Annotated in this window: 9 protein-coding genes; all 9 read right to left on the bottom strand. The window is 41.7% G+C overall.

The genetic code is table 11. From position 1 onward, the window contains the following. Positions 1 to 159: 159 nt before the first annotated feature. The 9 genes from uxaC to QE404_RS05820 all read right to left on the bottom strand — a co-directional run bounded on the left by uxaC (position 160) and on the right by QE404_RS05820 (position 13,661). Positions 160 to 1,578, bottom strand: coding sequence for a glucuronate isomerase (gene uxaC, locus QE404_RS05860; RefSeq protein WP_307447825.1), 1,419 nt, complete (start codon positions 1,576 to 1,578; stop codon positions 160 to 162). A 157-nt stretch (positions 1,579 to 1,735) separates the two neighbouring features. Next, on the bottom strand, positions 1,736 to 2,551 hold the full coding sequence (locus QE404_RS05855) for an SDR family oxidoreductase (RefSeq protein WP_307447823.1): 816 nt from the start codon (positions 2,549 to 2,551) through the stop codon (positions 1,736 to 1,738). Positions 2,552 to 2,598: 47 nt separating this feature from the next. Next, entirely contained in the window at positions 2,599 to 3,777 is a 1,179-nt protein-coding gene (gene uxuA, locus QE404_RS05850) for a mannonate dehydratase (protein ID WP_307447821.1), read from the bottom strand. An 87-nt stretch (positions 3,778 to 3,864) separates the two neighbouring features. Further along, entirely contained in the window at positions 3,865 to 5,820 is a 1,956-nt protein-coding gene (locus tag QE404_RS05845; protein ID WP_307453755.1) for a RagB/SusD family nutrient uptake outer membrane protein, read from the bottom strand. 11 nt (positions 5,821 to 5,831) lie between these two features. Further along, positions 5,832 to 8,726, bottom strand: coding sequence for a SusC/RagA family TonB-linked outer membrane protein (locus tag QE404_RS05840; RefSeq protein ID WP_307447811.1), 2,895 nt, complete (start codon positions 8,724 to 8,726; stop codon positions 5,832 to 5,834). Positions 8,727 to 8,804: 78 nt separating this feature from the next. Continuing rightward, a complete protein-coding gene (gene xylA / locus QE404_RS05835; protein WP_307447808.1) occupies positions 8,805 to 10,133 on the bottom strand; it encodes a xylose isomerase in 1,329 nt (442 codons plus the stop codon). A 121-nt stretch (positions 10,134 to 10,254) separates the two neighbouring features. Then, positions 10,255 to 11,739 carry a xylulokinase gene (locus QE404_RS05830; protein ID WP_307447805.1) on the bottom strand — a complete coding sequence of 495 codons (1,485 nt, stop codon included), beginning with the start codon at positions 11,737 to 11,739 and terminating at the stop codon, positions 10,255 to 10,257. Positions 11,740 to 11,755: 16 nt separating this feature from the next. Then, positions 11,756 to 12,481, bottom strand: a complete 726-nt coding sequence (locus QE404_RS05825; RefSeq protein ID WP_307447801.1) for an NUDIX hydrolase — start codon at positions 12,479 to 12,481, stop codon at positions 11,756 to 11,758. Between the two features lie 832 nt (positions 12,482 to 13,313). Then, positions 13,314 to 13,661, bottom strand: coding sequence for an endonuclease V (locus QE404_RS05820; protein WP_307447798.1), 348 nt, complete (start codon positions 13,659 to 13,661; stop codon positions 13,314 to 13,316). Positions 13,662 to 13,712 lie beyond the last annotated feature (51 nt).

Raw genomic sequence — 13,712 nt, 5'->3', positions numbered from 1 at the left:
TTCCGGCTTACACACCGTACAGGTTATTCTTTCAATTAATTTTCATTATCGGCAGGAGCTTTACTGAAAGCTCCTGCGGGATAACTTCTTTCATTAGATTTATTCCAAACCCTTTTTGATAGAGTCTTGTCAAGGTTTTGAACCTCGACAAGGCCTTGCTCAGAATCCGAAATAGTTTTTTGTATTGTAATAGCAAATGTCACGGATAATTTTTCCTACCCATTCTTCATCGTTGGGTAAAAGGCCTCTCTCCATTTCGGAGCCAAACATATTGCACAGCAGCCTCCTGAAATACTCATGCCTTGAGAAGGAAAGGAAACTTCTGGAATCTGTCAACATTCCTATGAAGGTGCTGATTAGTCCTAAATTGGAAACGGCATTCATCTGTTTTTCCATCCCGTCCAGCTGATCCAGAAACCACCAGGCTGCCCCGAACTGCACTTTTCCTTTGATCCCTTCTTCATTAAAGTTTCCTGCCATGGTAGCCAGTACTTCATTGAGGGTAGGATTCAGGGTATAAATAATAGTTTTAGCCAGTTGGTCACTGGCGTTGAGCTCATCAAACATGATGCTCATCCTTTGGGCAAAATAAGATTCGCCGATAGCATCATATCCGGCATTCACACCTATTTTATTAAGCATTTTGGAATTGTTGTTCCGGGTAGCGCCTACATGGAACTGCTGTACCCAGCCTTTGGCAGCATACATCCTGCAAAGTTCCTTCAGAAGATATCCGGATAAAGCTCCAGGATCTGAGAATGTTTTGCGGTCACCACTCAGGAATTCACGGAATTCTTTATCTAAGGTATCATTCCATTTCTCCGTATCGGGGAAAAACTCAAAACCGTGGTCTGAAATCCGCGCTCCGTGAGCATGGAAATAATTGATTCTTAATTGTAATGCTTCCAGAAGATCCGAAGCTGACCTGATGCTGATTCCGCTGGCTATTTCAAGCTTCTGAAGATTGTTCCTATAGGCTCGCCCATCAGTAAACGCAATATAGGCATCCGGTCTGAATGCCGGAAATACACCGATTGTAAAATCTGATTCTTTGATAGCCTGATGGAATTCCAGACTGTCTGAAGGATCATCAGTAGTACAAAGGGTTTCCACATTAAAATGCTGAAGGAGCTGCTGCGGCCTGAAAGGGTCGGATTGCAAGGCATCATTCATTTTGGAATAGACTGCATCCGAATTTTTCCCGGAAAGATATTCTGTGATTCCGAACGGATTTTTAAGTTCCAGGTGGGTCCAGTGGAATAAGGGGTTCCGCAGGGTATAAGGTACTACCTCCGCCCATTGTTGAAATTTTTCTTCGTCCGAAGCACTTCCGGAAATGAATTTTTCTTGCACACCGAAGTTCCGCATGGCCCTCCATTTGTAATGGTCGCCATCCAGCCAGATGGCGGCCGGCGAGCGGAAGTTCTGATTTTTAGCAATGACATCCGGTTCAAGGTGATTATGATAATCGATTACCGGCAGGTCTTTCGCATAGCCGAAGTACAGGTTCTCCGCCTTTGCCGATTCCAGCAAAAATGATTCTCCGAATACTTCTTTATGATTAATGAAATTACTCATTATGATTTTATTTAATTCTGACAGACATTGTTTATTCTTTACTCTTATCCGTCACCAGTACTATTAAAAACAGATTTCTTTAAAAACAAGACCCATCGGACCAATTTTTCCACAGGGTCCTGTCATATAAGAAATAATTAACTCAATCGCGTTCAGGTTAAACACCGCTGAATGCGCTGAAACCTCCGTCTACAGGCAGTAAAGCACCAGTAATAAAACTGGCGGCATCAGAACAAAGGAACTGTACGGCACCATTGAGCTCTTCTACATCACCGAAACGTCCCATCGGAGTTTTAGCAATTACTTTTTTACTCCTGTCGGTTAATGAACCATCCGGATTCAGAAGAATCGCCCGGTTCTGGTCACCGATAAAGAAACCCGGGGCAACAGCATTCACACGGATTTTATCCCCGAATTTCAAAGCGACATCCGATGCCAGCCATTGGGTAAAATTGGTGATCGCCGATTTTGCTGCCGAGTATCCGGCCACTCTGGTAATTGCCGAATAAGCTGCCATGGAAGAAATATTGACAATACTTCCGCTTCCCTGCTCTGCCATTACTTTTCCGAAAACATAGCTCGGATAGACCGTTCCGTTGATGTTCAGATCGGTGACTTCATTCCAGCCTTCTATGTTCATATCAAAAAATGACTGATCCGGAGACAAAGTAGCTGCAGGAATATTTCCGCCTGCAATATTCAGGAGAATATCTATTTTTCCGTATTCTTCAGTAATCTTTTTTGCTGCTTGCTCAAGGCTTTCAATATTCATCACATTTGCTTCTACGGCAAGGGCTTCCCCCCCGTTGGCAGTAAGTTCTCTTACCCTGTTATCAAGGGTTTCCTGTTTTCTTCCCAGCGCTACTACTTTTGCGCCTGCCTCTAAGAAGCTCTTTGCCAGGCTGCCTCCAAGGACGCCTGAAGCTCCTGTAATAACGGCTACTTTATCTTTTATGCTGAATATTTCGTTCATTTTTTATAGCTGATAATTGATGATTGATAATTGATCAAAAACGAATGCTAGTTCTGTCTTGCCATTTCGTTTTGTACGGTGGCCATCACGCCTTCGATTTGTCCTAAAGCCAACATTCGGCCTAAGAATGAATAACCCGGATTATATCCTTTATCGATATCATCCGTTAAAAGCCTACCATGGTCGATTCTCATCGGCAACTTAGGGTTTTCTTTCTCAAAAATGCGCACGACATCAATTAATTTTCCTCTTCCATCCAAATGGTGGGCTTCTATAAAGTCTCCATTTTCAAAGACATTGGTACTCCTCAGATGGACAAATCTGGTACGGCTTGCAAATTTCTGAGCCAGTGCCGGAACATCATTCTGAAGATTCGCACTTAAGGAACCTGCACAGAAGGTAAGTCCGTTGTGTGGATTGTCCACTGCATTCAGGAACCAATCGATATCTTCTTCATTGGTTACGATTCTCGGTAATCCCAGTAAGGCAAAAGGCGGATCATCGGGATGCACACACATCTGAATATTCCATTCCTCACAGACTGGCATTATTTTTTCAAGGAAATACTTCATATTTTCCCGAAGCTGGTCTTTATCAATTCCATTGTATAAAGCCAAAAGATTATTGAACTTTTCTATCGGGTTCAGCTCGCCTTCTTTAATATTTCCATTGACGAATCCCTGGGTCTTTACAATGACAGAATCAATCAGGTCATTATTGTCTTCTTCAGTCAGTGTATTTTTCAGCTCTGCTACTTTCTGAAGGATCTCCGGCTGATAATCATGCTCGGCTCCTTGCCTTTTCAGGATATGAATTTCGAAATAGGCAAATCTTGCTTTGTCAAAATACAGTGATGATGAACCGTCTTCCCATTCGTGAAACAGATCGGTCCTTGCCCAGTCGAGCACCGGCATAAAGTTGTAACAAACAGTTGTTACTCCGGCCTTTCCCAGATTTTCCAAGCTCTGAATATAATTTTCGATTAAAAAATCTCGGTCTTCACCTCCGTATTTGATGGCTTCGCTTACGGGAAGGCTTTCCACTACAGACCAGCGAAGACCGTGATTTTCTATGTTTTGCTTATATTCCTGAATGGCATCCAGCGGCCATACCTGCCCGTTCGGAACATCGTGAAGTGCGGAAACAATGCCTTCCACGCCGATCTGACGAAGCATATTCAACTGTATTTTATCTTTTTTACCAAACCATCTCCATGTCTTTTCCATAATCGTCTCTAAAGTTTTATTCATTAAACAAAGCAGGTGTCTGAAACACCTACTTTGTATGTAATATGAATGTAAAATGTATTTAAATTAATACCCAGGGTTCTGGTATTTTGCTTTCACATCAGCACTAACTTCCATAGCATCCAGCTGGCTCTGAGGAATTGGTCTCAGGTAATGGAACGGCTGTATTGTTCTAGTTACTGTCTGCGGCGTATGATCTCCATACGAAGCTCCTCCAATCTGGTAAGTAGCTGCATATTGCGACCATTTCTGCGTACGTACAAGGTCATACCATCTGTAGAATTCTCCGTAATATTCTCTTGATCTTTCTGCAAGGATATAATCAATAGTAATGGTAGCAGGAGTAGCAGCAATCATGGCAGCACTGTTATCGGCCGTATACGCTACATTCTGTGCATTGTTAAATTTCCATTTTCCAGCTCTGGCACGGATCACATTGATCAGATCTCTCGCGCTCATAGACCCTGAAGCTCCTTTTACAGCTGCTTCAGCTGCGATAAAATAGAATTCAGAGAATTTAGCAACGTTGAACGGACGTGTTAAACCAGCATTCGGGTATCCCAGTCCGTTTGGATCGTCGGTACGGTAAGTTCCGATCTTCCAAAGTCCAGGATATACGATTCTGTTGATCCCGTTTGGTGCAATTACCCAGTCAGCCCTTCCCGGCAATGTACCGGCACCTACACCGTTCTGTCCGGATCCTGTAGGATATGTTGGCGTCTGAGAATCATCGTTCAGGAAGCTTAAAATAGCTCCTCCCGGTTGTACAGGAAGATTATTCGCATTGTACAATACAGGTACAGCAGTTAAACCAGTACCCTGCTTCTGCCAGTTTCCTCTGTAAGTGGTCACGAAGGTACCATCATAACGGGAGTCATTGGTTTTATCTGCAAATGTATTTTTAATCACCCCTAAAGTAGGACACATACGTACCCAAGGACGTCCTAAAGACTGGGCAGCTTCACGCTGTACCGGGCTTACCACATCTGCTGAAGCCCATGAAGTTGTTTTGCTGCTTTTAATAGCTGTATAGTTCCAAGTCTGCATCCATGCGGCAAAGTTATCAGGAGCCCATCCTGACCCGAATCCAACCGGATCACTTTCATTATAGAACACACTTGACTGGGTATGGTCTGCATAAAGCATACACTCGCTGTTACGGTCATTTGCCCCTGCATTAACATCATAAAAAGTAGGTTGCAGACCGTACGATCCAGGATTGTTGATCCCCGCCATAGCCACATCATAAGCCTGCTGGAAGTACCACTGTGCATTATGACCATTTGGGTCAACACGCTGTGCATCCGGATAAGTAGGAATATTATTAGGGTTCTGTAACCACCATCCGTAAGTAAGGTATGCTTTCGCCAGGAATAATCTGGCTACATTCTTCGTCACCCCACCTGTAACTCTTGGTGTCGTAGGTAAATTATCAACGGCCTTTATAAGGTCGGGGAAAATGGCTTTTGTATATACTTCAGGAACGGTGTTTCTAACAGAAGTTGTAGTCGGTGAGCTATTGAATTTCAGCTCTCCGGATCCTAAATCCAAAGGAACTCCTCCGTACGTCTGTACCAGCATGAAATAATCAAATCCCCTGAAGAATCTGGCTTCTGAAATCATGGATTCCGCAATGCCGAAACCAGGGCCTTTTTCAATGATACCGTTGGAAGTATTAATGTAAGGAAATACAGCTCCCCATACCATGCTGGTAGGAAAACTTGCGGCATTGATATTTCCATTACCGGACATATCCAGATCCTTGAAGTTTCCGTCAGCACTCTGGGCGAATGTAGATTCATCCGTTCCGTTCTGGCAGTTACTCATAAAGTATCCGTTACCATATAAAAGTCTCAGCTGTCTGTACAGTGAGGTAAAACTCTGATTAACACCATCTGCCGTACTGAAATAATCTACAGTGTATATTGATCTGGGCTGTTCATCCAGGATTTCATTACAACCGGTAAATGTCAGCGACATAAATATCGCTCCTAACAACAATTTTTTATTGAAATGTATCATGATTGTAAATATTAAAAAGTTAAGTTAATTCCCATTAAATAATTTCTGGTAGAAGGGTTATTGGTTCCGATAACCAACTGACGGGACTGGTATCCGTTTACAGCCTGGTTCTGGTTACCAAAAGAGTTAGGTTCAGGATCCATTCCGGAGAATTTATGGTATGGAGAGAATAGTACTACCGGATTAGTCACTGTGAAATAAACTCTGAAGCTATTGATTTTTAAATCTTTTAAGAAATCTTTGTTGATGTTATACCCTAAGGTAATGGTACGAAGTTTAACATAAGAGGCATCAAACATAGCCAGTGTGGAAGAATATTTCGGGTTGTCACCACTTAAATGTCTTCCCGGACGCGGAAAGTAAGCATCCGTATTGTCTTCTGTCCAGTAATCAACATCAACGTTATTTCCTCTACCGGTCATTCTGTTCAGGTAGCTCGCAGATCCATACAGCGTACTGATCAGGATTCCGCCATGTTGGAATGCTCCTACCGTGCTTAGATCAAAGTTTTTATAAGCGAAACGCATATTGAATCCTCCCTGAAATTTAGGAGCAGTATCGAAAATCTGACGGTCTGCAGGACCAATCGCTCTTACCGGTGTCCCATCTGCATTGTATCCTCCTGTATAAAGGACTTTGATAGATCCTATTACATCTCTCGGATCCCCAGGCTCCAGAATTCCCATGTACTGATCTCCGGCCTGCCATAATCCGATGTACTTATAATCATACAGCGCATTAATATTATGGCCTACAAACCACAGGTTGGATTCATCTTTATCAATTCCTGATGCAAGAGCTAAGATTTTGTTTCTGTTGGTATAGAAATTTACGCCTGCTTCCCAGGTAAACCCTTCAGGATTGTCTAAAATAACACCGTTCAAAGCCACTTCAAATCCCTTGTTTTCTGTTTCAGCAACATTGGAAATCACGTTGACAAGACCGGATGACATCGGAAGGTTTTTGGACGTCAATAAGTCGAACGTATGCGTTTTATAATATTCTACACTACCGGAAAGCCTATTGTTAAACAATCCGAAATCCAAACCGTAATTCTGAGTCTTTGAATATTCCCATCCTAAGCCCGGATTGGGTGCCTGGGTTACATACACCCCTGTGCTGCTTCCGGATCCGAAATTATACGGAGCCACAGCCATCTGGCCTAATGTGGAATACGGCGCTACCGCCTGGTTGGATGTTTGTCCCCATCCTGCTCTTAGCTTCAATAAATTGATCGCTTTAATATTCTGCATGAATGACTCATTCGTCACATTCCATCCTAATGATAATGCAGGATACGTATGCCATTTATTTCCCGGTGCCAGTCTTGATGATCCGTCAGCACGTAATGTTGCTGTAATCATATACTTATTGTCGAAAGTATACATTACCCTTCCCATCGCAGACAGAAGTCCGTTTTTGGTATACACCTGATCTTCCGGTCTTACGGTTATATCCGCCTGAGGAGATTGGCCTAGGTTATAATACTGGAAGAAATCGGCAGGTACATTCTTTGCGCTCATATAAGAGCTGGTGTACTTGTTATCTTCTGCAGAATATAAGGCAACAGCGTTAATTTTATGCTTTCCGAAAGTACGGTCATATGTCAGGAGGTTTTCCAAAACCCAGTGGTATGTCTGGTTGTTTCCTCTGCCTGCAGATGAAGGCCCGAGAGGATTGGTATTGAATACCCCTACTCCTGCATAGTTACCGCTGTTGGAAGTACGGTAGTCCAATCCTACGTTCAGTCGGTATTTCAATCCGTTCAGCGGTAAAGTGAGTTCACCATACATATTGTTATAGGAAGCAAAGGATTTGGTTTCGTCAACGTATTTATCGCCTAAACTTTCTATGGACTGACGGGTATAAATCCATGTCTGATCGATTCCTCCGGCCGTAATCATGGTTCTCTTAAGACTGCCGTCTGCATTGTACGGATTAACTAGTGGAGAATATCCAAGAACAGCTCCGGGGTTCAGCCCGTTGCCTTCTGATTGAGAGTAATTGGTATTGGTGGTGAATCCGAATTTGAAATTCTTACCTACCTGCTGATCAACAGCCATACGCAAGGCAAATCGCTCATAGTTCTGAAGCGGAATCAAGGCATCCTGTTTGAAATAGGATAAGCCAACATTATAGTTTCCGCCTTCCGTTCCACCGGATACGCCGATATCGTGGCTGGTGATCATAGCAGGCTTATAATATAGATTCTGCCAGTCTGTATTATTGTTTACAGATTCGTCCCCGGTAGTGGCGTACAATGGATTCGAACTGTTAAAAGGAGTAGCATAAGCACGAAGTTTCGCAAACTTAGGGCCGTCCATCATCGGGTATTTAGAAAACAGCGTCTGAACTCCGGTGAAGTTATTATAGGTAAAACGCGGTTTCTGGCCTTTAGAACCTCTGTTGGTCGTCACTAAAATAACCCCGTTGGCTCCTCTTGATCCATAAATTGCTGTTGCGGAAGCATCCTTTAAGATATCAATACTCTTGATATCGCTGGAGCTGATGTCACTCAACGCTCCTACAAACGGAATTCCGTCCAGAACGATCAGAGGATCATTGCTTCCGGTTAAAGACCTTGTTCCACGGATACGGATCTGCATGGAAGCTCCAGGTTTTGTGGAAGACTGCGAAATGTCAACCCCTGCTGCTCTACCCTGTAAAGCCTGGGTAATGTTGGCAGAAGGGACTTCTCTTAAAGCATCACCTTTTACAGTGGCTACAGATCCGGTAACCGCTTCTTTTCTCTGGGTACCATATCCGATGACAACAACTTCCTCTATCTTTTTCTCTTTAGGCAGGGTATCTCTCTTGGCTTGTGAATAAGCAAGGCTGGAAGGCAGTAATGCCATAGCAAAAAATACCGTTGCCTTATTAATTTTAATAGGTTTAAATCCTTTCATAATTACTCGTATTTTAATTATACATCCAGGATGAAGTGTTGTGTAACGGCTTCATTCCAAAGTTTTTTGTACTCATGGTTAGATATACATGTTAATAATGGCCTCGAATAATTCCTGCTTACCGCTTTTCGGCTGTGGCTCCCCTATTTCGTGAGCAATTTTCTGAAGGTCTTCCAGTGTAAGTTTACCTTCCTCAAATGCTTTTCCGCTTCCAAGGTCAAAAGAAGAATATCTTTCTGTTCTCAATGATTTATAATCTGAATTTTCCAGGATATCTGCAGCTACAATCAAACCTTTGGCAAAAGCATCCATACCAGAAACGTGAGAGATGAAAAGATCTTCGGCATCAATTGAATTACGACGGATTTTAGCATCGAAATTCACCCCTCCGGTTCCTAATCCTCCTCCCTGAAGAATAACCATCCATGCCTGAGCCAGTTCATAATAGTCGATTGGGAACTGGTCTGTATCCCATCCGTTCTGATAATCTCCTCTGTTGGCGTCAATGCTTCCCAGTAATCCTGCATCCACAGCTGCCTGTAGTTCATGCTCGAATGTATGTCCTGCCAATGTAGCGTGATTTACCTCTAGGTTTAGTTTGAAATCTTTATCCAGTCCGTAATGTCTCAGGAATCCGATTACTGTTTCCGCATCATAATCATACTGGTGCTTTGTTGGCTCCATAGGCTTAGGCTCGATCAGGAAAGTTCCCTGGAAGCCTTGCTTACGGGCATAATCACGGGACATGGTAAGGAAACGTGCAAGGTGCTCTTTTTCACGTTTCATATCGGTATTCAGAAGGCTCATATACCCTTCTCTTCCTCCCCAGAATACGTAGTTTTCTCCTCCGAGTGCAATGGTAGCATCAATAGAGTTTTTCACTTGTGTCCCTGCACAGGCTACTACATCAAAATTAGGGTTGGTAGAAGCTCCGTTCATATATCTTTCGTGGGTAAATACGTTGGCGGTACCCCATAGAAGCTTGATCCCGGTTTCTTTCTGCTTTTCTTTGGCATATTCTACTACAGCCTGAAGATTGCTTTCGTATTCCTTCCAGTTTCCTGCAGGCTCTACAAGGTCAATATCATGGAAACAGTAAAAACCGAAGCCCATTTTCTTCATGAATTCGAAACCGGCGTCCATTTTATATTTCGCTCTGGAAACTGCATCAGTACCCGTGTTCCACGGATGGTGAATCGTTGCACCTCCGAAAGGATCGCTTCCGTCTGCACATAGCGTGTGCCACCATGCCATAGCAAAGCGCGTCCAGTCTTTCATAGGTTTCCCCATTACGATTCTTTCTGCATCATAATAGCGGAATGCCATAGGGTTTCTGCTTTCTCTGCCTTCAAACTTAACTTCTTCAATACCAGGGAAAAACTCTTTCGTTTCTTTTAAAATGTTCATATATATTTATTTTTTTGTTTTGTATTTAATTTATGATGATGCCACTTTAAGGCATATAATTCCCCCTTCCTGCTGATTTTTGCTTCACCACAGGATCAGTTTTTTGCTTTAATATTCAGGTTTATATGATTTCTTTAAGATGTTCTTTCCATCTTGAATAGGCTTCTAAATACTGTTCTCTTTTTTCTGTTTCCGGCTCAAACACGGCTATTTTTTCCAATGAAGAAAAAGCTTCATCAGAGCTGGCGTAAAATCCGATCCCCATTCCGGCTGCCCTTGCAGCTCCTACCGCTCCGTCGGTATCATAAAGTTCAATAACAGCATTGCTGACACTGGAAAGGGACTGCCTGAAAATTGAACTTAAAAACATATTGGCATTTCCGGCACGGATTACGTTGATCTCCATGCCCATATTCCTCATGATATTCATCCCGTACTCATAGGAAAATACGATTCCTTCCTGTGCCGCACGAAGGATGTCTCCTTTGGAGTGGATATTGAAATTGATACCGTGAATAGAACAGTGGGTATCTTTATTTTCCAAAACACGCTCTGCCCCATTTCCGAAAGGTATAATGCTCAGACCTTTTGATCCGATAGGAGATAAAGAGGCCATATCATTCATGTCCCCGTAAGACGACAGTGAAGTGGCAAAGTTATGTTTCATCCAGGAATTTAAAATTCCGGTTCCGTTGATGCAAAGCAGTACGCCCAACCGGGTAAGCTCTGCAGTATGGTTAACGTGTGCAAATGTATTGACCCTTGACAGATCATCATACTCCAGTTTATCCAAAACACCGTAGACCACGCCTGAAGTACCTGCAGTGGAAGCAATCTCTCCCGGGTTGAAGACATTCAGTGAAAGGGCATTATTAGGCTGGTCACCGGCTCTGTAGGAAATCGGGGTTCCTTCTTTAAGCCCCAATTCACGGGCTGCTTCAGAAGATACCGTAGCCTGAATCCCGAAAGTGGGTACAATTTCAGGGAAGAAGCTTGAAGGAATTCCATAATAATTAACTACATCTTCTGAAATACAGTTGTTTTTGAAATCCCAGAAGATCCCTTCCGATAAACCTTCAACCGTCATCCCGATCTGTCCGGAAAGCCTCATAGCGATATAATCTCCGGGAAGCATGATCTTATCAATTTTCTCAAAAATTTCAGGCTCATTCTCTTTTACCCACGCTAATTTAGAAGCGGTAAAGTTTCCGGGAGAATTTAAAAGATGAGACAGGCATTTTTCAGGACCAATCTCCTGGAATGCTTTTTCACCGTAAGGTACCGCTCGGCTGTCACACCATATAATAGAAGGCCGTAGCAGGTTCTGGTCCTTGTCTACCAGGATCAGCCCGTGCATCTGCCAGGTAATCCCGATGGCTTTAATGTCTTCGGCATCTACTCCGGATTCATCCATCACAGATTCGTGGGCAAGTTTAAGGTTGGTCCACCAGTCTGAAGGGTTCTGCTCTGCCCAGCCAGGATGAACAGCAGTAATTTTCATTTCTTTTTTAGGAGAAAAGTCTGATGCAATAATTTTTCCACTGGATGCCTCAATGAGACAAACTTTCACAGAAGAACTGCCGATATCGTAGCCTAGCAAGTACATAATTTCAAAAAGTGATTTATTTTATAAGTTTAGTATTGTTTTTCTTGTACACTTTGGCGTCGAATTTATAGTATCTTGCCGCACGGTGTGCCACATTAGTCTCTATCTCATCCAGAGGGATGATATAATTGAATGAGGAAATCTTTTTATGGAAATTTTTGATATCGATCCGTTTTTCACTGAGGGCACTGTACAACTGATACAGCTGCCTGATGGTAAATCTTTTCGGAAGGAGTTCGAAAATAATGGAAAAGTCTGATTCTATCCATTTTCGGATCTCAATCAGCGACTCGCTGATGATTTTATTATGATCGAAAGGAAGCAAAGGCACTTTGTCAATCGGGCACCAGTCTACCGTGTCGTATTTTGTACTGTTGATCTTATGATCTATTTTACAAAGGGAAAGATAAGCTACGGTAATAATCCTGTCAATATTATGCTTGTACTCCTCTCCCATCCACCTGATGTCATCATTACTGCTGGCCCGCATAGGATCTGCGAAACATTTGAATTGCTTCAATACCATTTTCTTAATACCGGTAAGTTCATGCAGCACCCTTTGTGCGGCATCGTCTACATCCTCTTCGCTAAGAATAAGACTTCCCGGAAGTTTTTTCTGTCTTTCTATTGGTACGTTTTCAAAATGTCGCTGGGCCAGTAAAATATTTAGCCTGTTTTCGTGGTCAAATCCAAAAACAACACAGTCAACAGAAACATACGTATGAATAAAGCTTGGGCTCATTTGATTGTTAACATTTACGTAACATCACAAATATAAAAATTCAAACGAGAAAAAAAAATAAATTTAATTCTATCACCTGCTTATCAGTAGTTTACATATCGATTTTCAATGATAACAATGCCATACAAAATATGATAAGGTTATCATATTTATGATAGTATTAGAATGATAACGCATTCATAAACAGGAAATAAGTTTAAAAATTACACTTAAAAAATCCATTGAAAAAATACAGATAAAAAATGATAAGAAAAATTATAAATTTTATTATAATTTTTAAAAATTAGTGTAAAAAAAGACTATTTTATTGTTAATATCGGGTTAAATATCCAACAAAATTTTACATTTTTTGAATGCTAGTCCAGCATTTTGCCCATATTTCAAAAATCGTCAGCCGTAATCCTGAATTCTCCGGATTCTTCAAGTTAAAAAAGACTTAGCTAAGAACTGAACCCAATTTTTGATCAAACCTGTATAGATGGGAGCTGGCCTATTTGCTTACAACTATTAGAGCATTTAAAACAAAACCGGTAAGATACAGCCCTACCGGTTAAAAACAAAAATTGATATGGATATGATAATTGTGTTTTTGTGTATAATGAATTACTGATGCAAATTTATATTTATTTAGAATTAATAAAAATAATAATCGCATGATATATGTCAGTAAATATATTCACACACTCCGGGACAGCTGATCAAGCTTTTTAAGCAAACTGGGGATTCTGTAGTTTCCGGACATTCTTTCAATACATTTACCTGCCCTATCCACGTCAATTCCCATAGCGGTTACAAATAATGGCGTCTTGCTTTCACCACGATAGACCTTTCTTCATTGATTATTATCTTCCGAGAATCGGTTTTTGGCAATGCCTACAATGGGATATTCCTGATGCATTGCTTCATAAAGATAGCCCCCCAAACCTATTTTCCCATTATTGCCGAGTGTAACATATCCGTCAACAATGATCACATCTCCCTTTTGAACGGGAATTTGACTAAGCAGGCTCAGGATACATGGTAGTTCTCTTTTGTAAAAAGCTCCGCTCTCATAATCTGAAACAACTGGTATCTTTTCACTGTATATCTCTGATTCTGATTCTGATTCCCAGTGTTCAAAAGCAATGCATACAGTATAAGCATATTCTTCATAATAGTATGTGTCAAAAGCATAGATCATGACATTTTTTCTTAAATTCTTAAAATGTATTATTTGAAAAGTTCATTTCAA

Source organism: Chryseobacterium camelliae (genome assembly GCF_030818575.1).
Taxonomy (GTDB): Bacteria; Bacteroidota; Bacteroidia; order Flavobacteriales; family Weeksellaceae; genus Chryseobacterium; species Chryseobacterium camelliae_A.
The sequence above is the reverse complement of the archived record's forward strand: the minus strand, read 5'-3'. Positions and strand labels throughout refer to the sequence as shown.

What these genes read in the sequence shown, in the direction of transcription:
- uxaC (WP_307447825.1), bottom strand. Translation starts at nt 1,578, where the DNA reads ATGAGTAATTTCATTAATCATAAAGAAGTATTCGGAGAATCATTTTTG.
- QE404_RS05845 (WP_307453755.1), bottom strand. Translation starts at nt 5,820, where the DNA reads ATGATACATTTCAATAAAAAATTGTTGTTAGGAGCGATATTTATGTCG.
- QE404_RS05830 (WP_307447805.1), bottom strand. Translation starts at nt 11,739, where the DNA reads ATGTACTTGCTAGGCTACGATATCGGCAGTTCTTCTGTGAAAGTTTGT.
- QE404_RS05840 (WP_307447811.1), bottom strand. Translation starts at nt 8,726, where the DNA reads ATGAAAGGATTTAAACCTATTAAAATTAATAAGGCAACGGTATTTTTT.
- uxuA (WP_307447821.1), bottom strand. Translation starts at nt 3,777, where the DNA reads ATGGAAAAGACATGGAGATGGTTTGGTAAAAAAGATAAAATACAGTTG.
- QE404_RS05820 (WP_307447798.1), bottom strand. Translation starts at nt 13,661, where the DNA reads ATGATCTATGCTTTTGACACATACTATTATGAAGAATATGCTTATACT.
- xylA (WP_307447808.1), bottom strand. Translation starts at nt 10,133, where the DNA reads ATGAACATTTTAAAAGAAACGAAAGAGTTTTTCCCTGGTATTGAAGAA.
- QE404_RS05825 (WP_307447801.1), bottom strand. Translation starts at nt 12,481, where the DNA reads ATGAGCCCAAGCTTTATTCATACGTATGTTTCTGTTGACTGTGTTGTT.
- QE404_RS05855 (WP_307447823.1), bottom strand. Translation starts at nt 2,551, where the DNA reads ATGAACGAAATATTCAGCATAAAAGATAAAGTAGCCGTTATTACAGGA.